Below are 24,478 nucleotides of genomic sequence, written 5' to 3'. Positions count from 1 at the left end.
TGAGAGTCCAGCGAGATATGGTTTGAGGCATTTTCTTTTAAGACTCTGAGTTTGTTTCTAACTCAGGCTCTGGTTGGTCTTCAGCAGAGTTTGTAGTGCTATCTTTAGAGTCAGTGTTGGGTTCAAGCATTTCGGGTGCAAGTCTCTGTAGCGTCTCTATTAATACCTTATGATCTGGTTGTTGACGCAAACTGTTGCTCCAAACAGTTCTTGCTTGGTCTTTTTTGTCGAGTGACCAAAGTGCCTCGCCTAAGTGTGCTGCTACTTCTCCGTCTGGATATTTTAAGTACGCTGCACCTAGTAACTGTAGCGCTTCTTCGGCTTTTCCTAATCGGAAAAGGACCCAGCCCATACTATCCATGATGGCTGGATTATCTGGTTTTAGCACAAGCGCCTTGCCAATGAGTTGCGCAGCTTCCTCGAGTCGATCTGTGCGATCAGCCAAGGTATAACCTAGGGCGTTCAGGGCAATCGCATTATTTGGGTTTTGGTCGATGAGGTGGCGCAGGTCTGCTTCCATTTCTTCAAGCCGATCGTCGCCTTCGTAGTGCATTGCTCGTGCGTAGACGAGTTGTTCATCATTTGGATGATCAGCAATACCTTTGTCGAGGCTCTCTAATGCTGCGTCACGTTGTTCAAATGTGTTTAATAGCTTGTATTCAATGAGCCATAATCTGACTTCGTTGTTTGGCTGTTCTTTGCGCAGGCTTGCAAGTAGTTCGATCGCTTCATCTTGGCGATCAAGCTTGGTAAGTATGTAGGCCTGACGTTCAACAGACGAATTGTAATGTGTTCCAGGTGAGACGGCTTTGAAGTAGTTAAGTGCTTCTTCAAGTTGTTCCTGTTCTTCTGAATATCGACCAAGGTAGTAGTTTGCGTCGTTTTTGTGCGCAGGGTAGTTTTTCAATTGCTCGAAGACGACAATTGCTTCTTCTGGTTTGTTAATTTCTAAAAGTAGAAGAGCGTACGAAAGTTTTAAGCTTGGAGACTCAGGGTAATATTCTATAAGTTGAGCAAACACGTTTGCTGCATCTTCTGTTTGCTCACGCTCAATAAGGAGGCTTGCGTATAGTCTCCCAATTGCATTGTTATCTGGAAAGTCGTCAAACGCATCAGCTGAATATTCAAGCGCTTCTTGTTTCTTTCCGCTCTCGTTCAAACAGTTAGCTTTGACGATAGCTGCTTGTTGGAATCGTGGTTGTACTTTTAACACTGCGTCTAGGTTGGCAATCGCTTCATCGCATTGCTTCAAGTTGCGTTGAACTAATGCAATGCTGTACTGCACCTCCCAGCTCTCTGGGTATTGTTCAAATAAATCTTTATACAGGGTAAGAAGTGCTTGTTTTCCTTCTTCACTTTCTTGTGCTGAATTGATAGCAAGTGCTTCAACAGATGTGTTGCCTCCTAGACGCAAAATCTCTGAGGTGTGAAACATTGCTTGCGTGTAGTCTTTGTCGAGAGCGTATTGATATCCAAGCAGTTGGTGTGCGGCGATCGAGTTTTCATCTTCTTCAAGCCAGAGCATTGCCAGCTCTTTAATTGCTTCACCATCTTTGGCGATTTGTGCGGCATTTATTGCGCGTAAAATGACAGCAGGGTCTCGGGTGACTTGTGCTTGATGAATATAATTCACAAGTGTTATATCAAACTGGTTTCGCTGAGATGCGATTTCAGCAACCAGTAAATCATATAGCGTGTCTTGTTCGACAGAAAAGTCTTGGTAAGTGCCGTCTTCTTCTGCTGAATTGGAGTTAACCTCTGCGTCAGTCGGGGCTGTGTTTTGTGTGTTGAGAAGGCTCGCACAACCACTAAGAGTGATGAGCGCGCTTAAAACAAATGCGAAGCGAAATGAATTCAAAGGTGTCTCTTTTATCGTTACTAGATGAGGCATAAACGCCGTTATGATGACATACCGCTTAATACTGTCAATGTTGTCGATAAGACATTGTGTAATTCGCATGGAATATTTCTCACGCTCTTTGTAAAATAGGGATTTAATTCTCAAATTCTGTAATCAATGTCCATCCTTGCCTTCGGCATAAATCATAAAACAGCTCCAATAGAGTTAAGGGAGAAAGTTGCTTTCGACCCTTTGGCGCTTATGGATGCCTTGTCGTCTTTCGTCGCGCAGCATCAGGTGAGCGAGGGCGTTATTTTGTCTACGTGTAACCGGACGGAGATATATTGTTCGGTTGATGGCGGTTATGGAAAACGTGATGTTTCAGATTGGCTCGCGAAATTTCACCGCCTTAATGTCGACCTTATTGAGCGAAATTGCTTCTGTTATGGCAACGACGATGCAGTGCGACACGTTATGCGTGTGGCGGCAGGGTTGGAGTCACTTGTTTTGGGTGAGCCGCAGATCTTAGGGCAGCTCAAATCTGCGTATGCTAGTGCGCTTGAGGCGGGCTCAGTTACTGGGCGGTTGGGGCGTCTCCTTGAAACGAGTTTCTCGACGGCTAAACAGGTGCGTACAGAGACGGCGATTGGCGAGAGTGCAGTATCTGTTGCAGCGACTTCAGTGGTTTTGGCAAAGCAGTTATTTGGTCAGTTGAGTCAGAGCAAAGCGTTGTTGGTCGGAGCGGGTAAAACAACTGAGCTTGTAGCGAAACACTTACGTCAAGCTGGCATTAAAGACTTAACTATTGCGAATCGTACTTTGGCGCGTGCGCAAGATTTGGTAGATGAAGTCGGTGGTCAAGCAGCTTTAATAGGTGATATTCCTGATTTATTGGTCGATGTAGACATTGTTATTTCCTCTACTGCGAGTCCACTGCCAGTTCTAGGTAAAGGCGCTGTTGAGCGTGCATTAAAGCTAAGGAAACATCGGCCGTTTTTCATGGTAGATATCGCGGTCCCTCGAGATATCGAACCGCAAGTGGGTGAATTGGCGGATGTGTATTTATATACGGTTGATGACCTTGCCAATGTGATTGATGAGAATAAGCGTTCGAGAGAAAGGGCTGCTGACGATGCCGAGTCGATTATTAACGCTGGAGTACGCCGATTTACGAGTGATTTGCGTATTTCAAAAGCGGGAGACGGCTTAAGACGATTCAGAGCGCATGCTGAAAATATCCGCCTAAACGAAGTAGAAAAGGCGGTTAGTGCTTTGCAGCAAGGAGCTGACCCTGAGAAAGTCGTGAGGAGTTTGTCTCGAACTCTCACCCAAAAGTTATTGCACGAACCGACCGTCTCTGTTCGTGATGATGCTGCAGCCGGGAAAGCTGAAACGGCACAGTTGTTATTGAATTTATTTAAACTTGATGAAGAGTAGCGCTGCTACACTTCTCGTACTTTATTTTTAGTGAAACATATATATGAAAGAGTCTTTGCTACTCCGTCTTGAAGAAATTACGGAGCGATATGAAGAGTTGGGCGCGTTGTTGAGCGACCCAGAAGTGATTTCTGATCAAGATAAATTCCGTGCCTACTCCAAAGAATATTCAGAAATCGAGCCTGTCGTGCAGTGTTTTGCTCGCTTTAACCAAGCGAAAGATGACATTGAAGAGGCGAAATTGTTGATGGAAGACGGTGATGCCGAGATGCGAGAAATGGCGCAAGAAGAGTTAGGCGAAGCTGAGAAAAATATGGAGGTCTTATCGGATGAGTTACAAATGCTCTTGTTGCCGAAAGACCCGAATGATGGCAATAACGTGTTTTTGGAAATTCGTGCCGGTACAGGCGGTGACGAAGCTGCGATTTTCTCAGGTGACTTGTTTCGCATGTACTCTCGTTATGCGGAGCAAAAGCGTTGGAAGATTGAAGTTGTAAGTGAAAGCCTTGGTGAACATGGTGGTTACAAAGAAATCATTACGCGTGTGATTGGTGATGGTGTCTATGGCGCGTTGAAGTTTGAATCCGGTGCGCACCGTGTGCAGCGCGTTCCTGAAACTGAATCGCAAGGTCGTATTCATACGTCAGCATGTACGGTTGCGGTTATGCCTGAAATCGAATCTGTTGATGATGTTGAGATTAATAAGGCTGATCTTCGAATTGATACTTTCCGTGCATCGGGTGCGGGTGGTCAGCACGTCAACAAAACTGACTCTGCAATTCGTATTACTCACTTGCCAACAGGCGTAGTTGTTGAGTGTCAGGACGAACGTTCCCAGCACAAAAACAAAGCTAAGGCGATGACCTTGCTTGCGTCTAAGTTATTGAGTGCAGAACAAGAGGCGGCTGCAGCTGAGCAATCGTCTCAGCGCAAGAGTTTGGTAGGCAGTGGAGATCGTTCAGAGCGAATCCGAACATATAACTATCCGCAAGGGCGTGTCACGGATCATCGCATCAATCTTACCTTGTATAAGCTTGCTGAGGTGATGGAAGGTGATCTCGGGACTGTGATCGATCCTTTGTTGCATGAGCATCAAGCCGAGCTTCTTGCGAGCATGAATGACGCATAAATGAGTGCTCAGATAACAATAGAGCAGGCACTCGCAATGAGTGCCGATATTCAAAGCGAAACACCTGAACTTGATGTCCAATTGTTGTTAGCGCATGTCTTGCAGGTAGAGCCAAGTTATTTTCGTACTTGGCCCGAAAAGTCCCTCAGCGTAGAGCAATCTCAAACCTACCGTCATTTATTGCAAGAGCGTCTTAAGGGGCGGCCTGTCGCACACCTGACGGGTAGTCGAGGTTTCTGGACGCTCGATCTTATTGTTAATGAAAGTACTCTCATTCCTCGTCCTGATACCGAATGCTTGGTTGAAGCGGCGTTAGACTTATTTGCTGATGTTGAGGCAGCGAGTGTACTTGATCTAGGGACGGGTACGGGCGCCATAGCACTAGCTCTAGCAAGTGAACAGCGAAATTGGACTGTGCTAGGTTCAGATCTACAGTCGGATGCGGTTCTTTTAGCGCGCTCAAATGCAGCTAAAAACCAAATTCGAAACGTCGATTTTGTTCAAGGCTCATGGTTTGACCCGATCGATAAAGATGCTCAGTTTGATTTGATCGTGAGCAATCCACCTTATATCGACGAGAATGACGTCCATTTGTCTCAAGGTGATGTGCGATACGAACCCTTGTCAGCGCTTGTTGCGGCAGAGCATGGTTTGTCTGATATAAAGCTTATTTCGAAATTAGCAAGATCTCACCTTAAGAACGGTGCGTGGCTGATACTTGAGCATGGTTATGATCAGGGAGATGATGTTCGACGTATTTTGAGTCAGTTTGATTACGAGAGTATCGAAACTCGGCAGGATTACGGTAGCAACGACCGGTTCACGATCGGACGATTCTATGGATAAGGCTTCTATGGATAATAAAATGAATGATGAGGCTTTGTTGCGGTATAGCCGACAGTTAATGCTACCGGGATTTGATGTGGCAGGGCAGTTAGCTTTAAGCAATGCGCGTATCTTGATTATTGGGGCTGGTGGCTTGGGGTCTCCTGCGGCGTTGTACCTGGCTGCCGCTGGCGCGGGGCGACTTACCATTGTGGATGACGATATCGTTGAATTGAGTAACTTGCAGCGTCAGATTGCGCATGGTGAGTCTGCCATAGGGCAGTCAAAAGTTGTGTCTGCGAAAGATAGTCTCAAGGCATTGAATAAGCATTGCGAGGTTATTGCATTAGAACAAAGGTTTGTAGAGTCTGATTGGGCGGAAAAGCTTTCTGAGTTTGATGTGGTGTTAGATTGTAGTGATAACTTTGAGACGCGCTTTTCAGTAAACCGCCTTTGCGTGAAATCGAAGGTTCCGCTAGTTTCAGGTGCTGCAATTCGTATGGAAGGGCAGTTGGCGATATATGATTCTAGAGAGGATGATTCGCCTTGTTATCGATGCTTATATGATGAGCAAGGTAACGAAAACCTTAACTGTTCAACCAATGGTGTGATGGCGCCGCTAGTTGGGGTGATTGGCTCAATGCAGGCTTTGGAGGCTATAAAGCTGGTGTCTGGATATGGTGAGCGCAGTGCCGGGAAATTGTTGATCTATGATGCTCTGTCTTTAGACTGGCGTACCTTGAAATTGCGCAAGGATCCTGAGTGCCCCGAGTGTGCGTAGTTGCGATTGAATAACAAAAAAGCCGGAGATTAAATGCTCCGGCTTTTTTGTTATGGGGTGATGCTAGTTACTTAATCATGAAAATTATTCGCGACGTAATCTGCTAGACGAGATCGTTCAACGCTTGTGAGTGTGATGTGAGCGTAGTGCTCCCAATTTCTCATGCGGTCGATCGCGTAACTAAATCCGCTTGTATTGGCGCTGAGGTAAGGTGTGTCGATCTGCTTGAGGTTGCCGATCGCGACAACTTTAGTTCCTGGGCCTGCGCGTGAGATGAGGCCAAGCATTTGCGCCGCGGTCAGGTTTTGGGCTTCATCAATTAGGAAGAACTTTCCTGAGAAGCTTCTACCTCGCATGAAGCTTGAGCTTTTTATTTTGACGCGATTCTTAAGAAACTCGAGCCCTGATTTTCGCTCAAACTCATTGCCTTCTGGGTTCGCCGCTAAGGTTTCGAGTGCGTCCGTAATTGCACCCATCCAAGGTTCGATTTTGGCTTCTTCTTCGCCTGGTAAAAAGCCTATATCTTCTCCCATCGGAACGGTTGCGCGAGTGACAATGATCTCATCGTAGAATTTATCTTCGTACACAAGTTGTAGCGCTGCAGCGAGGGTTAACAAGGTTTTACCCGTACCTGCATCGCCAGCTATCGTTACAAAATCAATTTCGGGGTCGGTAAGAATAGAAAGCGCGTAGTTTTGCTCCTGGTTACGCGCTTGAATACCCCAGCAATGATAATGTTGCTCGAAATCAGGGAGTATTTCGATCATAGCTTCTTTGCCATTGGTGGCGCGAAGAATGCCGCGAAAGTTTTGTTGGTTATTTGAGTTTGAGTAAATGTGCGTGTTGATCGGCCAATTTCCGACCCAAGGCGCTGTTATGTAATAGATAATGATGGTGCCGACATCTTGAGAGTCCTCGCGTTCGGTTCGGATTTCAACACCTTCAGCTTCCCACATCTCTTCAGTGATTTCTATTTGGCCGGAGAATAGAGATTCATCACCAATGCTTGCTACTTGGTCGTTACGATAATCTTCTGAGATGATTCCACGGACGACAGCTTTGATGCGCATGTTGATGTCTTTCGTGACAAGAACGACGCTTGTATCGGTATTCTCAAAGTCGTCGCGTAACTGTTTAGCGACATCAATGATTTCGTTATCAGCAACCGTTTGTCTATCTTTTTCGAAGGTTTGGAATATAAGCTTCCCGCCTCCGTCTAGGGCAATCCCCTCAGGGAGCTGGTCTATATCTGCTTGTGAAAGGAGTTCGTCGAGATAGCGGTGTGCTTGTCGCGCATTTCTGGCGGTATCTCGTTGGCCACGTTTGTGGCTATCAAGTTCTTCTAAGACGCGAAGAGGGATAAAAACAGTTTGTTCTTCGAATTTAAATATTGATTCAGGCTCGTGGAGCAGAACATTGGTATCAAGTACATAAATTTTACTATCGGTTTTTTTGTTACTTATAACCATCTTGAATTCCTTCGAAGTGAATGTGCATTTAGGTTTCGCGGCCCTCCGAGTTGTTTGCGCGCATCATTAACTTAGTTGAGTTGTTCGACAATAACTTTGAGTAAATCGTAAGTCGTAATGATGCCGCTTACGTCATCACCATGTTTTACAAATACTCTATGAAGGTGTTCGTTCATCATGAGTTTTGATACTTCTGTAATGGGAGTATCTTCAGGTACGGACACTAAGATAGGGGTCATGATGTCGTTAACTTCGACAGGCATATTGGCAAGGCCTTCGAAAATCATCATTCTTAAACGGCGAGCTTCTTGCTGCTCTTCTTCGCTCATTTCAGCTTCGTAGGGAGAGCTCGAGCCATCGAAATGGAATTCTGCAATATCTTTGAGCGTTGCAATGCCGATGATTTTGCCTTCATCGTTCGCAACAGGGCTACCAATAATATCGTTATCGCTTAGGAATTTCTTGAACCGTTCCATTGTCCAAGACTGCGGTACTGACTTTACGTTGGGAGTCATGATGTCTTTTGCGGTGAGCGATTTTACTGACATTATTCTTTTCGCCTTTATACGGTATTTCTTATGACTCAGAGAAAGTGCCTTCCACTGGCACTCATTATCTTACTCTGGGAGCATGACGTTCAGTTCAAGAACCGAACAGTCATCATTTTTATCAAGTTGGACCTGTACTTGGTCTTGATTGATAGATACGTACTTGCGAATAACCTCAAGAATTTCTTTTTGAAGCATTGGCAGGTAATCGGGCTGCTCGCGCTGCCCACGTTCATGAGCAACAATTATTTGTAAGCGTTCCTTCGCGATAGATGCGGTGTTCTTCTTGGTGCTTTTAAAATAATCTAAAAAACTCATGCTGTTGCAGCCCCCTTAAACATACGCTTAAAGAAACCTTTCTTTTCATTCGTGATAAAACGCTGTGGCTTTTCGGCGCCAAGTAAGCGTTCTACAGCATCATCGTAGGCCTGTCCTGCATCAGTTGATTGATCATGGATAACAGGAACGCCTGAATTTGAAGAAGAAAGAACGGATTGTGATTCAGGAATAACGCCAAGAAGTTTGATGGCTAGAATCTCTTTAACGTCATCTACGCTCAGCATTTCACCTTTCTCAACACGGCTAGGGTTGTAGCGGGTTAGAAGAAGGTGCTCTTTTACCGACTCGCCATTTTCAGCGCGGCGAGACTTGCTTTGTAAGATACCTAAAATTCGATCTGAGTCGCGAACCGAAGATACTTCCGGGTTCGTTACGACAATGGCTTCATCTGCGAAATAGAGAGCCATTTGAGCGCCGTGCTCAATGCCTGCAGGCGAATCACAAATGATGAAATCGAAGCGCTCAGAAAGTTCATTAAGAACTTTTTCTACGCCATCTTGAGTGAGTGCATCTTTATCGCGAGTTTGAGAAGCGGGGAGAATGTAAAGATTCTCATTATGCTTATCTTTGATAAGAGCCTGGTTTAGCGTCGCTTCGCCGTTGATTACGTTTACGAAGTCATACACTACACGACGTTCACAGTTCATGATTAGATCTAGGTTACGAAGACCTACATCGAAATCGATAACGACGGTTTTGTGTCCCTTCAGGGCAAGACCTGTGGAAATGGACGCGCTGCTAGTTGTTTTACCTACGCCGCCTTTACCTGAAGTGATAACAATTATTTTTGCCAATGTTCTATTCCCATGTTGCTATGTTGTTTGAAGTTGGGCTTAAGCCTCTTTACTTCTTGCGCTCTTATTCGGCGCTTAATGGGCTCTTTAGAGCTCTAGTTTTTTAAAATTCAGAGTTTGCTCGTCCAAATATACTTGGCAGGGCTTGCCTATGGTTGAGCTTGGAATGTCTTCGCTTATTTTGTATTGCCCTGCGACGGAGACAAGTTCTGCTGCCATGCTTTGGCAGAAGATGCGTGCTTTGGTATTGCCTTTAACCCCAGCTAGCGCGCGTCCGCGCAATGTACCGTAAACATGAATGTTTCCGTCGGCTAGTATTTCTGCGCCGGCACTTACAGAGGCTAGAATGATCAAGTCACCATCTGCTGCGTAAACTTGTTGTCCTGATCGAATAGGATGATGGACAATTTTACTAATCTGTGTTTCAGTTTTGATTTCGACCTTTGCAGGCTCATCTGCTTTGGGTTCCTGCGGCGCAGGTTCGCTAGCTGCTGGAGTGTCTGTATCGATCGCTGCGTTACGTTCTTTTTGTTTGGCTAATATTCCTAAGCCATGATTGCGCGCGACGTCTTGAAGTGATGCGCTGGCGCCTCTTACAGCGATTGCCTTCACTTGGTGTGCTTGGCATATCTCGATGAGACGCTCAAAGTCGAGGCTTGGTTCTTCATACTTCTCTAGGCCAATCACGACAGGAAGGTTTTCAAAAAAACTAGGGGCTTGAGCGACTTTCGCTGCGAGTTCTTCGCTGAATTGCTTTGGTTCAAAGCTGGTGAGCTCTAAGGCAGTCATTGGAGCTAAGGATGCTTTAAGTTTGATGCTTGGCTGAACAGGCGGGTTTTCTGCTGACTTGTGTGCTTCTGGAGCGATGGTTGTGCCTGTGTCCGAACTCATGATTACCCTAATTTTCTATTTTGTTTTTTTGTTTGCAGAGCATGTACTAAATAGTTACTTATTTTGGGTCTGTTTCGCAATAGTCAACAAACAGATTCTGACAGCCCTCTAATGCTTTCGATCATACCATAGAGCCTGAAGCTCATGCTTATGTTAAAAGCTGATTTTTTAGTAATGTGTTGAATTAATTATCGAGGATTTCCACTGACCTCTCAGCTTCGATTTAATAGGTTGTGAGAGATCAGAGCGATGGTCTGGTTTTATTGCTCGGTTTCTGGTTTTGTTTTCGGTAGAACAAGGTTGAGAAGAATGCCCGAGATGGCTGCTAATCCTATCCCTTGAACGACGAAGCCTTCACCGCCAAAGTTCATTCCGCCAATTCCAAATACTAAGGGGATTGAGATAATTGCTAGGTTGCGAGGGTCGTGTAAATCAGCATTTGAACGGGCTATTGTTCCTATGCCAATTGTTGCAATGGCACCAAATAGTAGAACCATAATGCCGCCCATCACAGGGGTTGGAATCGTGGCAAGAAAGCCGCCGAGCTTGCCGCAAAAAGATAAGATAATTGCGAACACTGCGGCCCAGGTCATGTAGATTGGGTTAAATGCTTTGGTTAGTGCGACGGCGCCGCTCACTTCTGAGTACGTAGTATTTGGCGGTCCACCAACCACTGCGGCTGCGGTTGTCGCTACACCATCGCCAAGTAAGGTTTTATGAAGTCCAGGTTTTTTTAGGAAGTCTTTTTTAGTAACGCTGCTAATTGCCATCATATCTCCGATGTGTTCAACCGCAGGTGCAATGGCGACGGGCAACATAAATAGAATTGCGCTGGCATTGAATTCGGGGAGCGTAAAACTTGGAATCGTAAACCAAGCCGCGTTGCTGATTGGGTCAAAACTAACAATTCCACAGAGCAGGGCGACGACATAGCCGACAGAGACTCCAAGAAGTATAGGGATTAAGCGAATAATGCCGCTGCCTAGAAGAGATGCAATGGCAGTAACAAGCAATGCGCTCATTGAGATAAGAATGGCAGTGCTCTGGTTGACTAGCTCTGCTGAACCGTCACCCGTTTTACCTAGTGCCATATTCACAGCGACTGGCGCAAGGCTTAAGCCAATTACAACGATAACCGGGCCGACAACAATCGGCGGCAAGACGCGTTCGATGATCTCGGTTCCGCGCCAAGCAACAATGCCCGAGAGCAAAATATATACGCAACCTGCGGCCATTAGTCCGCCCATCGTTGAGGCTATGCCCCATGTCTGGATGCCATAAATAATAGGGGCGATAAAGGCAAAGCTGGAAGCGAGGAAAATCGGAATGCTGCGCTTAGTTATAAGTTGAAAGATGAGCGTGCCAACACCCGCAGTAAATAGAGCAACGTTACTATCTAACCCTGTAAGTAAGGGGACAAGAACGAGGGCGCCGAAGGCGACGAACAGCATTTGTGCGCCAATTAGCGCTGTCTTTGGGCTGAATGCATTTTCATCTGACATCGTGAATCTTCCTTTTCGCTATGTTTAGGGTGAGTTGTTGCTACTGGGTCCCGAAGATCTTGTCTCCTGCATCGCCAAGCCCGGGTAATATATATCCTTTGTCGTTTAGCTTTTCGTCGACAGCGGCGGTATAAATTTCCATGTCGGGGTGCGCAGCTAAAACTTTTTCAATGCCCTCGGGTGCGGCAACTAAAAACAAGCCAATGATTTTTTTACAGCCTGCTTTTTTAAGAAGGTCAATTGTCGCAATCAGAGTTCCGCCAGTTGCAAGCATTGGGTCTATGATCATCGCTGTTCGATCTTCAATGTCTTTGACGAGCTTTTCAAAATAAGTAACCGGCTCGAGTGTTTCCTCATTTCGATATAGCCCAACGACGCTGACCTTAGCGTTAGGCATTAATTCAAAAACACCATCAAGCATACCAATACCTGCACGTAGGATTGGAACGACAGTGACTTTCTTTCCTTCGATTTGCTCAACGGTTGTCATGCCCGACCAGCATTCAATTTGTTTCGGTTCGAGAGGGAATGATTTGGTTGCTTCGTAGGTGAGGAGGGTTGTGATTTCTTTACTGAGTGCGCGAAAGCTTTTAGTGGAGATGTCTTTTTCGCGAAGTAAGCCTAACTTGTGACGAACGAGTGGGTGTTTGATTTCGATGACGTTCATGCATCTTCCTTTGATTAATACGTAAAAAAAGGCGCTTAAAACATTAAGAAAAGGGCACATTACTGATTAGCTCTATGCAGTTGTGTGCACGCTCCATATAATGAACAACAGCTTCACAATCATAGTCAAATTTTTCCTTAAGGGAACTCTAAAAGGGAACTCTAAGTTTTATGAGTCAAGACACGCCTAGTTTCGAAGATGGTGTCGAGCAGATTTCGCTTCGAGAATATACCGAAAAAGCCTATCTCGATTATTCAATGTACGTCATTCTTGATCGTGCGTTGCCGCACGTCGGGGACGGTTTAAAGCCTGTTCAACGCAGAATTGTTTATGCCATGTCGGAACTTGGCTTAAAAGCATCGGCGAAGTATAAGAAGTCCGCGAGAACGGTGGGTGATGTTCTGGGTAAGTTTCATCCGCATGGCGATAGCGCGTGTTATGAAGCGATGGTGTTGATGGCGCAACCGTTTAGTTATCGTTATCCATTGATTGATGGGCAAGGTAACTGGGGTTCGGCTGACGATCCTAAGTCATTCGCGGCAATGCGATATACCGAATCAAGATTAGCGCCTTATGCAGATGTGCTTCTTGCCGAGTTGGGTCAAGGTACTGTTGATTGGATGCCTAACTTTGATGGCACGATTGATGAACCAAAAACCTTACCCGCTAGATTGCCGAATTTATTGCTTAACGGCACAACGGGTATTGCGGTCGGTATGGCCACTGATATTCCTCCTCATAACCTTCGAGAAGTCGCGAGTGCATGTATTCATTTGCTGGATGAACCTAAGGCTCAAACTCAAGATCTAATGACGCATGTTCGCGGGCCTGATTATCCAACGGGTGCTGAGATCGTCACTCCGCCGGCAGATATTCAGAAGATTTATGAAACAGGCCGAGGCTCGATCAAGATGCGAGCTGTCTATAACACTGAAAGTGGCGATGTCGTGATCACCGAATTGCCTCATCAGACTTCTGGAGCCAAAGTGCTTGAGCAGATTGCGTCTCAAATGCAGGCCAAGAAGCTACCGATGGTTGCGGACTTGAGAGATGAGTCCGATCACGAGAACCCAACGCGTCTTGTGATTGTTCCCCGCTCAAATCGTATTGATATCGATTCATTGATGGCGCACTTGTTTGCGACGACTGATTTAGAAAAAAGCTATCGCGTTAATCTTAATATGATTGGTATTGATGGTCGTCCTGCAGTGAAAGACTTGCGTACGATCATTAGTGAATGGTTGAGTTACCGTACTGATACCGTTACACGCAGGCTGCAATATCGCTTAGATAAAGTTGAGCGTCGCTTACACTTATTGGAAGGCTTATTGGTCGCCTTTCTTAATATTGATGAAGTCATTCATATTATTCGTACTGAAGATGAACCTAAAGCCGTCTTAATGGCGCGGTTTGGTTTAACTGAAGTGCAAGCTGATTACATTCTCGATACCAAGTTGAGACAGTTAGCACGTCTTGAAGAGATGAAAATCAAGGCGGAGCAAGAAGAGCTCGAAAAAGAGCGTGCTTACTTGCAAAAAGTACTTGGCTCAAAAGCGCAGATGAAAAAGCTCATCAAGAAAGAGCTGCTCGCTGACGCTGAAAAATATGGTGACGATAGACGCTCTCCGTTGGTTGTTCGTGGTGATGCAAAAGCCTATTCCGAAACTGATTTAGTCAGTTCTGAGCCAGTGACCGTCGTGTTATCTGAAAAAGGCTGGGTACGCGCTGCGAAAGGGCATGACATTGATCCAAAAGGCTTGAACTACAAAGCTGGCGATAGTTTTAGTTTGTCGGCAAAAGGTCGTAGTCAACAAGGTGTCATCTTCTTAGATTCTACTGGTAGGGCGTATACGGTAGCAGCACATACTCTGCCGTCTGCTCGAGGCCAAGGTGAACCCTTAACCGGTAAAATAAACCCACCATCTGGTGCAGAGTTTAGAGCGGTGCTAATGGGTAAAGAGGGGCAAAAATTGCTCATGATGAGCGATGCCGGTTATGGCTTTGTTTCAAGCATTGATCAACTTCAAAGTAAGAATAAAGCGGGCAAAGCTGCGATCACATTGCCTAAGAATGCTGAAGTGATGCATCCGATGGTCATCGATGATGTAGAGAGTCAGTTGCTTGCTGCAGTGACTAATGAAGGCCGAATGCTGGTGTTCCCTGTGAAAGACCTTCCTGAATTGGCGAAAGGTAAGGGTAATAAGATTATCAGCATTCCTTCAGCGCGAGCTCAGAGTAAAGATGAGCTGATGACCAATGTTGCGATTTTCTCAGAAGCCGATTTTGTGGTCATTCACTCTGGTAAACGCCACTTGAAGCTTAAATACAGTGATTTGCAGCACTATGTTGGTGAACGCGGACGAAGAGGGCAAAAACTGCCAAGAGGATTGCAGCGTGTAGACCGTATTGAAATTATTAAAACGGGTAAGGCTGACGCTGAGCCAGAAGCAGAGCAGCAAGCAGAATAGTCACTAGAATAAAAGCCGTTGTTACAACGGCTTTTTGTTATCCAAGAATTCATTTTAATCAGAAAGAGATTAGCTTTGAGCGAAATTATATTAATTAACGTGTCTGGTATTGATAAGCCTGGTTTGACCTCAGAAATGACCGCAATCATGGCGCAATACGATATCCGTATTTTGGATATTGGTCAGGCCGTTATTCATGAGCATTTGACCTGGGGGATTTTGGTCGAGGTTCCTGGTGATAAAGAATCAAGTAGTGTGCTGAAGGACTTGTTGTTCCGTATGCACGAACTCGAGCAAGATGTGAGTTTCAAGCCTGTTAGCAAGGAAGAATACGCCCTGTGGGTGGAAGGCAAAGGTAAGGCTAGATACATCGTTACACTCTTATCACGATCTATCTCTGCGGAACAGATTTCTCATGTGTCTGCGATCACCGCTCGTCACGGTTTGAATATCGACAACATTACGCGATTGTCTGGTCGTCCCGCCGTTGAGCAGAGCATTGAACAAACTAAGGCATGCATTGAGTTTTCAGTGCGTGGCACGCCGCCTAACTTAGATGATTTGCGACAAGACTTCCTTGCTATCGGCAACGAGTTAGGTGTGGACATTGCGTTCCAAGAAGATTCAATCTTCCGTAGAAATCGTCGTTTAGTTGTCTTCGATATGGACTCGACTTTGATTCAAGCTGAAGTAATTGATGAGCTTGCGATCGAAGCGGGTGTTGGAGATCAAGTGGCTGAAATTACAGAATTTGCGATGCAGGGTAAACTTGATTTTAAAGAGAGCTTTGCTCGTCGAGTGGGTTTGCTTGAGGGTTTGAGCGAAGAAGTTCTCGAGAAAATCGCTGCACGTTTAAAATTGACCGAAGGTGCTGAAAAGCTAATTTCAACGCTTCGCAGTCTTGGATATAAAACCGCTATTTTGTCGGGCGGATTTACTTACTTTGCTAAAGGGCTTCAAGAAAAGCTTGGAATAGATTACGTCTATGCCAACAATCTTGAGATTGAAGATGGAAAAGTAACAGGCCGTGTCACGGGCAATGTGGTTGACGGTCAACGTAAAGCCGATTTGCTGGATGAGTTAGCTGAGAAAGAGGGTATTGGTCGTGCTCAGGTTATTGCGGTGGGAGATGGCGCAAATGATCTAGCAATGTTGAGTCGAGCCGGCTTAGGTGTTGCGTTTCATGCCAAACCTTTGGTGAAAGAGAGTGCCAAACACTCCATTTCAAATTTGGGCCTAGATGCCATTCTTTATTTGATTGGCTTCCGCGATCGCGAATCAGAAGCATAAAAGGATCGGGTCAGTTCTGTAGTCGCTGACCCTTATTTACTTATCCATTCGCGGCTTTTTTTCCAGCCTGTTTTAGTAGGGTGCAGTGCTTTTTACTTAGATCTAAAAAGCGAGGCGTTGGGCCCACATCTTGATACAAAGGGTCTCCTTGCTCGTCAATAGCGGCGACTTCTGTGCCTGCAATGTAAGGCATGGCGGTCTCTAGCTCTTGCAATGCAGAGGAGATGAGTTCGCAAAGAATTTCGTTTTTATTGCGTTTAGGGTACATCTCGGCGAGCGCTTCAATTTTAGCGGCATCTTCGATTGGAATACGGAACGAATATTCGTTCTCGGTCATGATTGCTTTTGCTTGTTTTTCCCATTGCGCTGTTAGTTCTTTAATTCTCATAATTGTATACACCTAATCGTTTTTCTAAAGACCCTGTCTCCGCAAGCAAGGTCTATTTTGTTCGTCATTACAATATTGAGTTTAGAACTCTGTAAGAGATTGCATGTCGTTGCTTTGTATGAAATTGTAAATATATTGGATAAATCCGTTGTAGAAACGAAGTTTCGTTGTTCTGTTCAGGAAGGGAGAATAGCTTGTCCGAATTACATCCGTTGTTACGTGAAAATGTTCGTTTGCTTGGTACGTTGCTAGGAGAGAATGTCAAAGAGCAGCATGGAGATGACTTATTCGAATTAGTGGAGAAGGTTCGCCGAGCCGCAAAGCTAGATCGAGATGTTGCAGCGGGAGATGCAAGCCCAGAGCTCGTGAGTTTGCTCTCTAATCTTAAAGATGAAGAACTTGTTCCTTTATCGCGTGCATTCAACCAGTTTTTAAACCTTTCTAATATTGCTGAGCAATATCACGGCGTTCGACGAAGTGATGAGCAAGCAATAGATGCCTCAGTGTTATTTGAAGAGCTATTTGACCATCTCGATGCGCATAACGTGCAGAAAGAGAGACTTGCCAGCCTGCTTGAGAGCTTATCAATTGAGTTTGTTCTGACGGCACATCCTACTGAAGTAGCGCGACGAACGCTGATCATGAAGTACGATGCTATTACCTCCGTGCTTCACAGCAAAGATCGCAGTGATCTCAATGAGAGAGAGCAGCAGCAAATTGATGATCGGCTTAATACCCTTGTTTGTGAGGCGTGGCATACGAACGAAATTCGTGAACAAAGACCAAGCTCGGTTGATGAAGCCCGTTGGGGTTTTGCTGTTGTCGAAAACAGTCTTTGGCAGGCTCTTCCCGAATTTCTTCGAGACTTTGATATGGCTTTATATGAGCGTTATCAAATACGTTTGCCTCTATCATCTAGGCCTATTCGGTTTGCTTCTTGGATGGGAGGCGATCGCGATGGAAACCCCAATGTCACTTCTACTGTAACAAAAGAAGTATTGGCTCTGAGTCGTTGGATGGCAGCGGATTTATATTTGAGGGACTTGGCTTCGTTGATGACGCATTTGTCGATGTGGGAAGCGAGCGCGGAGCTTGTCGAATTAGCAGAGCAGCTAGATTCAGGTTCGGGTCGCAATCAAAGCGAGCCTTATCGGATTGTGTTGTCTTCGTTGAGAAAACGCTTATCTAACACTCGTGATTGGGCGGCAGAGGTCGCGCGTGGTGATGTTTCAAATTTCTCCCAAGATCAACTTCTCTTGTCGACAAGTGAATTACTCGAGCCTTTATTGATTTGTTATCGATCATTGCATGAAAAAGGAATAGCGCGTGTGGCAGACGGTGCCTTACTTGATGTGATTCGCCGTGTTCAATGCTTCGGTTTAGAGCTGCTGAAATTAGACGTAAGACAAGACTCTGAGCGCCATGCTGATGCGATAAACGAGATCACGGAATTTTTGGGTATCGGCACCTATAACGATTGGAAAGAGGAAGAGAGACAAGCATTCTTGTTGAAAGAGTTGCAGGGCAAACGCCCTCTGATTGCAAAGGGCATGACTTGGAGCGAAGAGACTCAAGAGGTCTTCGATACTTGTGCAGTGATTGCTGGTGAGTCAGAGGAAGCGTTTGGGTCCTATGTAATCTCTATGGCATCTAAGCCTTCTGACATATTGGCCGTTATCTTATTGTTGCGCGAGCAAGGCATGAACCGAAAGATGCGTATTGTTCCTTTGTTCGAAACCTTGGATGACTTGAATAGCGCGTCAGAAAGCATTGATAGATTGTTGAGTGTGCCTTGGTATGCAGATTACTGTGATGGCTATCAGCAGGTGATGATTGGTTACTCTGATTCGGCTAAAGATGCAGGTCAATTAGCCGCGGGTTGGGCGCAATATCGAGCGCAAGAATCCTTAGTAAAAGTGGCAGCGAAACACGGCGTGAAGTTGAGCCTGTTCCACGGTAGGGGTGGAACGGTAGGTCGCGGTGGAGGTCCTGCTAACAAGGCGATTCTGTCTCAGCCTCCGGGATCTGTTGATGGGCGATTTAGGATTACAGAGCAGGGCGAGATGATTCGATTTAAATTTGGATCGCCCTCTCTTGCAAGTAAGAGTCTAGGGATATACGCGAGCGCTGTGATTGAAGCGAGCTTGTTGCCACCTCCTGAGCCCAAGCCGCAATGGCGCGAAGCCTTAGATGCTTTGACGGCCGTGTCTGTGAATTCGTATAGAGACGTGGTGCGCAATGAGCCTAATTTTGTTGAGTACTTTAGGAGTGTGACGCCTGAACAAGAGTTAGGAAAATTAGCACTTGGCAGCCGCCCTGCGCGAAGAAAAAGTGGAGGTGGCGTTGAAACATTGCGCGCCATCCCTTGGATATTTGCTTGGATGCAAATTCGCTTAATGTTGCCGGCATGGCTTGGTAGTGATGATGCCTTTGAACAGGCGTTAAATAATGACCAAGATGCACTGATGAAAGAGATGTCTGAGCAGTGGCCATTTTTCAGGGCGCAAGTGGATATGCTAGAGATGGTCTTGATTAAGGCTGATCCGCGTATCGCGCGATACTATGAGCAAATGCTCGTGGACGAGGACTTAAAGCCATTAGGAAAACGTTTAAGAGGTCGCTTCCGTAAAATGGTGAAGTTGGTTAATCAGCTCAAGGGGCAAAAAGATCTACTTGAAGATAGTCCCGAATTTGGTGAGTCGCTGCGTGTACGTGCAACCTACACAAATCCTCTTCATTATCTTCAAGCGGAATTATTGCACCGAAGTCGCGGTCAGTCTCATGCTTCTGAAGCGGAGGCACAACGAGTTGAGTCGGCCTTAAAAGTAACGATGGCGGGTATCGCGGCGGGGATCCGAAATACTGGGTAGGACATACAACGTTACATATTGCTACCTTGTGTAACCCGCATTTGTGACGCGGTACAAGTGCTCAATATCAGCTTCGCTAAGCTTGATCTATAAGCCTCAAATTGAGGCTTCAGATTTTTAGAGTAGTTTAGTTAGAGAGAAGTACCGTGCCACTTGCCAGTCGTTTAAGTAAATACATCGATGAAAATGCGATCCAGTGTCAACTTGTTCATCATGCCCGAGCAAGGGATTTGTCCCATGCTGTTTTGTTGGCAGGAGCTGTTGCAGAATGCACGGTTAGAACTCAGTTAATACTCGATCGAGATGGGCCTGCGGTTTTAATTATTCCTTTTCAAAGCCGACCTGATGTTGATGCAGTAAATCGTTTCTCAGGTCGACAATTTCAGATTATTGATGATGAGCAGGCTGGGAAATTGTTTGCTGACTGCGATCATGGGCATTTGCCACTTCTCGCGCAGTCTTATGGTTTAACGGTCTACGTTGATCACTCAGTATTCGAACTTGATGCTATTTTTGCTTCGAGCGGTTGTGCAAACACCTTGTTAAACTTGCCTCGCTTATCGATTCGAGCGGCATTTCACCAATGCAATAAAGGCGACTTTTCTGAAAGTCTAAGCGCGCCAGAGATAGTAGTTCATATCGAGAAAGGCTACTCGCTTGATGATGTGGCTAAAAAGCTAACAACACTTTATCGTCTGCCTCCGATGCCTGAAACCGCTGTGCGCGTCATGCATATTACGTCTGATCCTAATTCTAGTGTTCAGGAATTGGCCCAGCTTGTGGAGCAAGATCCAAGTTTATCTGCGCAAATTATGCGTTATGCAAGATCGGCATTGTTCAATTACCGTGGTAATTTGACTGATGTGAAAGAGGCGATCAATGCTGTCTTAGGTTTTGAACGCGTCGCTAAACTTTCCCTTGGCATTGCATCCGCTCGTGCTTTTACCTTACCTCTTGATGGTCCATTAGGGCTCAATGCATTATGGCGTCATGCTTTGCATTCTGCTGTGTTAACTCAAGCGCTCTCTGTCATGGTCAACCCTGATTTGGGTGTAGACGAGCACGAGGCATACTTGTCTGGTTTACTCCACAATTTTGGTCTACTGCTCATCGGGCAGCTCTTCCCGCCTGAGTATCGCATGCTCAATAAGCTTCGTGTCGCTGAGCCAGAGAGAACCATGCGTGATATTGAACAGCAAGTATTTGGAATGGGCGCAGCTCAAGAGTTTATCTCATTGGGGCATGGCTCCCTTGGTGCTATTTTATTGAAGCTTTGGGGCTTGCCAGAGTCCTGTATTAAAGTTGCTGCTATGCATCAATCTCCAAGTTACGAGGGTGAGCATCAGGAACTAGTGTCGCTAGTTCAGTTATCTAATTATCTGCTTTCTCTTCATGGTGTTGGTGATGAACCATGCTCGATAGATTTTGAAGGATGTTGCAGTGCTTTGGGTATCGACCCGGAACAAGCGCTTATCTTAGCCGATACAACGGTCGCGCAATGTGAATCTCTTGATGGTTTAGTGAACGAATTAGTCGCCTAAATCAGATTATTTTCAGGGTGAATACCTTTTATTCTCAGTGGCTTGGGGCACAAGACTTTGCCCCGCAATCTGATTGCCCTATAATGGCCGCCTTTCAGTGGTATCAATCGTAAAAATATAACAGGTTGAGTGCGGTTCACTCATGATTTAGCTAGCCGTGAGCTAGTGCCTGTATCTATACCCAAACCGTTTTTTCTATATTGTTGGAGTAATCTATGAAGGTTATTTTGCTCGGCGCACCAGGTGCCGGTAAAGGAACTCAAGCTCAATTCATTACTGAGAAGTATGACGTGCCTCAGATCTCAACGGGCGATATGCTTCGTGCAGCTGTTAAAGCGGGCACTCCACTAGGCTTGAAAGTGAAAGAAGTCATGGCGTCTGGTGGTCTAGTTTCTGATGAGACAATTATTGCTTTGATTGAAGAGCGTATCAAAGAAGACGATTGTGCAAATGGTTTCTTGTTCGATGGTTTCCCACGCACAATTCCTCAAGCAGAAGCGCTTAAAAAGCAGGGTATTGATATCGATGCCGTTGTTGAAATTGATGTAGCTGATGAAGAGATTGTTAGTCGTTTGAGCGGTCGTCGCGTTCACGAGGCGAGTGGTCGTGTCTATCACGTTAAGTACAATCCGCCTGCAACTGAAGGTAAGGATGACATTACTGGTGATGCGCTTGTTCAGCGTGAAGATGACAAAGAGGAGACTGTACGTAAGCGTCTAGATGTTTATCACTCACAAACAGCTCCACTTGTTGAGTACTACTCTGCGTGGGCTGAGTCAGGTGAAGCAGCTGCGCCAAATTACGTTCGTGTAGATGGCGTTGGTGAGATGTCTAAGATCCGTGATCAGATTGTTGCTGGGTTAGACGCATAAGCGAATAATCTTTGAAAGAAAGGCAGCTCCTTGAGCTGCCTTTTTTATTGCTTGGCGTTTATCATATGTTTTTAAATTTTTGTTTGGCAGGTAAGAATGACAGCAATCCTAGCTGTAGATACATCTTCTAAATTGTGTTCAGTGACTTTGTTACTGAAAGGTGAGTGCGGTACTGAGCTTTTTTCTAAAACGCTAGAAGCCGCAAGAAGTCATGTGCAGCATGTTCTTCCTATGGTGAAGGTGCTTTTGGAGGAGGCGGGGCTTAAGTTGGAGGATGTCGATGCACTTGCGTTTGGCCAAGGCCCCGGTTCGTTTACCGGGCTTCGTATTGCTACAGGTTTTGTTCAAGGTATTGCATTCGGTAAGGATATTCCTGTTGTAGGCGTCTCTAACTTGAGGGCGCTTGCGCATCATGTTTTGCAGAATGAGTCTGAGCAGAACGAGTGCTTCGTTTTAATTGACGCCAGAATGGATGAAATTTATTGGTCTGTTTATGAGCGAGATATCGAAGGGTTCCCCAAAGAGCAGTTGCCTGAATCTGTCGACAAGCCAGAACGTGTCGCGGATGCGTTGAAAGATCATACAAACATGCCTGTTTTTGGCAGCGGTCTAGCTTATAAGGATCGAATTTCTTTGATCAGTAATTGGTCTGAATGTGAGGCTGTGCTCGAGCATCCAAGTCGTGCTATCGCAGAGTTGGCCTTGATTGATTTTGAACAAGGCAAAGCTGTGTCGGCCGAGCAAGCAGCGCCCGTTTATATCCGTGATCAAGTTGCTTGGAAGAAACTTCCTGGAAGAGAATAAATAAAAAGGACGAATAATGGGCTGGTTAGAAGCCTTTGTGCTTGCTCTGATTCAAGGGCTCACTGAATTTTTGCCGATTTCAAGCTCGGCGCATTTGATCCTCCCGTCTCAATTACTGGGTTGGGAAGACCAAGGGCTAGCATTTGATGTCGCGGTGCATGTTGGCAGCTTGCTTGCCATTGTTGGATATTTTCGTAAAGAGCTTATCGAGCTTGCTCAAGCTTGGTTATCTTCGATTTTTCGTCCCGGTTCGGAGTTTTCTGCTTTAGCTGAAACAAAGCAGCAAGCGCGCTTGGCCTGGTTGATTATTCTTGCAACGATACCTGCCGGGCTTGCGGGTGTTCTTCTCAACGACTTCGTGTCTGAGCATCTTCGTTCTACACTTGTTATTGCTAGTACCACTATATTCTTTGGCATCTTATTGTGGGTTTCTGATCATCGCGGTGCAAGACGTTTGTCTGTGACTGATGTAAACGTCAAAACGGCATTGCTTATTGGGTGTTCGCAAGCCCTTGCATTGATTCCTGGTACTTCGCGATCTGGTATTACAATGACTGCAGCGCTATTGCTAGGCTTAACGCGTGATGCTGCTGCTCGTTTTTCATTCTTGCTCTCTGTCCCATTGATTGCTGCAGCTGGATTGCTGAAGACTAAAGAGTTGTTAGAAACAGGGCATGATGCCCAATTGCAGTTGATTGCTTTTGCAACCTTTGTTTCTTTTATAAGTGCTTATCTGTGTATTCATTTCTTCTTAAAGTTGCTAGAGAAGATAGGGTTTTTGCCTTTTGTTATCTATCGTCTGGCCTTGGGATTTGTTCTTTTTGTACTAGTATTTGTCGCCTAGTGTGTTTTTGCATTACACTTCAGCAACCTCAATAAATATGTGATATTCGATGCAAGTCGGCAACCCTTCAATTAATCTTACGTCGCTGCAGCCTGGTGCCACTGAAAAGAGGCAAGACCAAAAGCAAGCCCAACAGGTGTTAGAAGCGCCTATGGCCGATGCGCGCGTCGTCGCATCCCCAGAAGTATTGCGTGAAGCCGAGTTGAGACAAGTAGAGCGTTTAGAGCAGTTGCAACGAAGCGAAAATCTCACAGGGCGTAACAAACAAGCGCTACAGGAATACTTCGCAACAGAGCAGGCCGGACAGTCATATCAGGGCGGCGAATTGCTCGGTATTGATATCTACGTTTAATTTGTATGCTGTCTACAAACTCTTCTGTGCCAGCCTTAGCGGTTGGAGTTTCTGATCACACTTCTCCGTTTGCAGACTCTGCTCAGTCTTTTTCTCAATCCCATCAATTGGAACTTTTCATAGGCCCTTTGTTAGATCAGGCAAAATACGTTCTTTATTTTGATGAGAATGGCCCGAAGCTATATCAAACGGGAAAAGGCGCTCCCGGTCCGATTTCAGCTTCTTTTTTAAGTGGTAAGAATGCGCATCGTATGCGCCACGGCGGAGGAAAGGGGCAGTTAGTGGCAAAAGCTGTTGGCCTAAACAAGGGCGTCTATCCACATGTGTTAGATGCAACAGCAGGTTTGGGGCGAGATGCGTTTGTTTTAGCTACCTTAGGGTGCAAGGTCGATATGTACGAACGAGTGCCTGTTGTTGAGTTTCTGTTGCAGCACGCTTTAGAAGAAGCGCAGTCGTTTAATGATATGGAGATTGCAAAGATTGCTCAGCGTATGACGCTTCAATACGGTGATGCGATCACTAAGCTAGAGAGCTCTTCTGAGCCAGTTGCTGACGTTATTTATCTTGATCCGATGTATCCAACCCAAGAGAAGTCGGCAGCTGTTAAAAAGGAAATGCGAGCCTTTCATGATTTAGTGGGCGAGAACTTAGATGATCATCGTTTGTTGTCCGCGGCATTAGACAATGCGCGATATCGTGTCGTTGTGAAACGCCCTAGGAAAGGTAAAGAAATTGCCGGGCAAAAACCTTCTTTGAAACTAGAAGGGAAAAGCTCTCGCTACGATATATATACGATCAAAAGCTTATCCGAGTTGTAAGGGGCAAGG

General features: G+C 45.6%; 22 protein-coding genes. 13 read left to right on the top strand and 9 right to left on the bottom strand.

The window, feature by feature from the left end:
• Positions 1-37 precede the first annotated feature (37 nt).
• On the bottom strand, positions 38-1,858 hold the full coding sequence (locus tag A3762_RS12595; RefSeq protein ID WP_197469235.1) for a tetratricopeptide repeat protein: 1,821 nt from the start codon (positions 1,856-1,858) through the stop codon (positions 38-40).
• Between the two features lie 159 nt (positions 1,859-2,017).
• Between A3762_RS12595 and hemA the strand changes: the two genes are divergently transcribed.
• The 4 genes from hemA to moeB are packed head-to-tail and all read left to right on the top strand — an operon-like array spanning position 2,018 to position 6,012.
• Positions 2,018-3,277, top strand: a complete 1,260-nt coding sequence (hemA, locus tag A3762_RS12590) for a glutamyl-tRNA reductase (protein ID WP_068755850.1) — start codon at positions 2,018-2,020, stop codon at positions 3,275-3,277.
• 43 nt (positions 3,278-3,320) lie between these two features.
• A complete protein-coding gene (prfA, locus tag A3762_RS12585) occupies positions 3,321-4,406 on the top strand; it encodes a peptide chain release factor 1 (RefSeq protein ID WP_068755847.1) in 1,086 nt (361 codons plus the stop codon).
• The gene (gene prmC / locus A3762_RS12580) at positions 4,407-5,252 is read left to right on the top strand and encodes a peptide chain release factor N(5)-glutamine methyltransferase (protein ID WP_068481950.1); all 846 of its coding nucleotides are present in this window, start codon (positions 4,407-4,409) and stop codon (positions 5,250-5,252) included.
• Complete coding sequence (moeB, locus tag A3762_RS12575; protein ID WP_231876498.1) at positions 5,245-6,012, top strand: molybdopterin-synthase adenylyltransferase MoeB; 768 nt, start codon at positions 5,245-5,247, stop codon at positions 6,010-6,012. Before prmC ends, moeB begins: the two co-directional genes overlap by 8 nt.
• 71 nt (positions 6,013-6,083) lie before the next feature.
• Here the strand turns inward: moeB and A3762_RS12570 are convergent, their stop codons facing one another.
• From A3762_RS12570 to upp, 7 genes are all read right to left on the bottom strand, one after another.
• Positions 6,084-7,481 carry a PhoH family protein gene (locus A3762_RS12570; RefSeq protein WP_068755845.1) on the bottom strand — a complete coding sequence of 466 codons (1,398 nt, stop codon included), beginning with the start codon at positions 7,479-7,481 and terminating at the stop codon, positions 6,084-6,086.
• A 71-nt stretch (positions 7,482-7,552) separates the two neighbouring features.
• Positions 7,553-8,029 carry an HPP family protein gene (locus A3762_RS12565; RefSeq protein ID WP_068474368.1) on the bottom strand — a complete coding sequence of 159 codons (477 nt, stop codon included), beginning with the start codon at positions 8,027-8,029 and terminating at the stop codon, positions 7,553-7,555.
• A gap of 69 nt (positions 8,030-8,098) precedes the next feature.
• Entirely contained in the window at positions 8,099-8,347 is a 249-nt protein-coding gene (gene minE, locus A3762_RS12560; protein ID WP_068481957.1) for a cell division topological specificity factor MinE, read from the bottom strand.
• Positions 8,344-9,162 carry a septum site-determining protein MinD gene (gene minD, locus A3762_RS12555; protein ID WP_068481961.1) on the bottom strand — a complete coding sequence of 273 codons (819 nt, stop codon included), beginning with the start codon at positions 9,160-9,162 and terminating at the stop codon, positions 8,344-8,346. Before minD ends, minE begins: the two co-directional genes overlap by 4 nt.
• An 87-nt stretch (positions 9,163-9,249) precedes the next feature.
• Positions 9,250-10,053, bottom strand: coding sequence for a septum site-determining protein MinC (gene minC, locus A3762_RS12550; protein ID WP_082869091.1), 804 nt, complete (start codon positions 10,051-10,053; stop codon positions 9,250-9,252).
• Positions 10,054-10,313: 260 nt separating this feature from the next.
• A complete protein-coding gene (locus A3762_RS12545) occupies positions 10,314-11,555 on the bottom strand; it encodes a uracil-xanthine permease family protein (RefSeq protein WP_068755843.1) in 1,242 nt (413 codons plus the stop codon).
• Between the two features lie 40 nt (positions 11,556-11,595).
• Positions 11,596-12,222: a uracil phosphoribosyltransferase gene (gene upp / locus A3762_RS12540; RefSeq protein WP_068755841.1), complete on the bottom strand. Its 627-nt coding sequence runs from the start codon at positions 12,220-12,222 to the stop codon at positions 11,596-11,598.
• A gap of 170 nt (positions 12,223-12,392) precedes the next feature.
• Here upp and parC point away from each other — a divergent pair, with 170 nt between their 5' ends.
• Both parC and serB read left to right on the top strand, forming a co-directional pair.
• The gene (gene parC / locus A3762_RS12535) at positions 12,393-14,690 is read left to right on the top strand and encodes a DNA topoisomerase IV subunit A (RefSeq protein WP_068481972.1); all 2,298 of its coding nucleotides are present in this window, start codon (positions 12,393-12,395) and stop codon (positions 14,688-14,690) included.
• 75 nt (positions 14,691-14,765) lie between these two features.
• Positions 14,766-15,980: a phosphoserine phosphatase SerB gene (gene serB, locus A3762_RS12530; protein WP_068482079.1), complete on the top strand. Its 1,215-nt coding sequence runs from the start codon at positions 14,766-14,768 to the stop codon at positions 15,978-15,980.
• A gap of 40 nt (positions 15,981-16,020) precedes the next feature.
• On the opposite strand, the gene A3762_RS12525 is transcribed toward serB, so the two are convergent.
• Positions 16,021-16,368 carry a type 1 pili tip component gene (locus A3762_RS12525; protein ID WP_068481974.1) on the bottom strand — a complete coding sequence of 116 codons (348 nt, stop codon included), beginning with the start codon at positions 16,366-16,368 and terminating at the stop codon, positions 16,021-16,023.
• A gap of 194 nt (positions 16,369-16,562) precedes the next feature.
• Here A3762_RS12525 and ppc point away from each other — a divergent pair, with 194 nt between their 5' ends.
• From ppc to A3762_RS12490, 7 genes are all read left to right on the top strand, one after another.
• The gene (gene ppc / locus A3762_RS12520) at positions 16,563-19,238 is read left to right on the top strand and encodes a phosphoenolpyruvate carboxylase (RefSeq protein WP_082869110.1); all 2,676 of its coding nucleotides are present in this window, start codon (positions 16,563-16,565) and stop codon (positions 19,236-19,238) included.
• A gap of 146 nt (positions 19,239-19,384) precedes the next feature.
• Entirely contained in the window at positions 19,385-20,779 is a 1,395-nt protein-coding gene (locus A3762_RS12515) for an aminoacyl-tRNA deacylase and HDOD domain-containing protein (RefSeq protein WP_068755839.1), read from the top strand.
• A gap of 215 nt (positions 20,780-20,994) precedes the next feature.
• A complete protein-coding gene (gene adk / locus A3762_RS12510; RefSeq protein ID WP_068755837.1) occupies positions 20,995-21,651 on the top strand; it encodes an adenylate kinase in 657 nt (218 codons plus the stop codon).
• 96 nt (positions 21,652-21,747) lie between these two features.
• Positions 21,748-22,455: a tRNA (adenosine(37)-N6)-threonylcarbamoyltransferase complex dimerization subunit type 1 TsaB gene (tsaB, locus tag A3762_RS12505; protein ID WP_068755835.1), complete on the top strand. Its 708-nt coding sequence runs from the start codon at positions 21,748-21,750 to the stop codon at positions 22,453-22,455.
• Positions 22,456-22,471: 16 nt separating this feature from the next.
• Positions 22,472-23,299, top strand: a complete 828-nt coding sequence (locus tag A3762_RS12500; protein ID WP_068755833.1) for an undecaprenyl-diphosphate phosphatase — start codon at positions 22,472-22,474, stop codon at positions 23,297-23,299.
• A 49-nt stretch (positions 23,300-23,348) separates the two neighbouring features.
• Positions 23,349-23,651: a hypothetical protein gene (locus tag A3762_RS12495; protein ID WP_068755831.1), complete on the top strand. Its 303-nt coding sequence runs from the start codon at positions 23,349-23,351 to the stop codon at positions 23,649-23,651.
• 5 nt (positions 23,652-23,656) lie between these two features.
• A complete protein-coding gene (locus A3762_RS12490) occupies positions 23,657-24,469 on the top strand; it encodes a class I SAM-dependent methyltransferase (protein ID WP_068755830.1) in 813 nt (270 codons plus the stop codon).
• Positions 24,470-24,478 lie beyond the last annotated feature (9 nt).

It is taken from the genome of Oleiphilus sp. HI0125 (genome assembly GCF_001635355.1).
The sequence above is the reverse complement of the archived record's forward strand: the minus strand, read 5'-3'. Positions and strand labels throughout refer to the sequence as shown.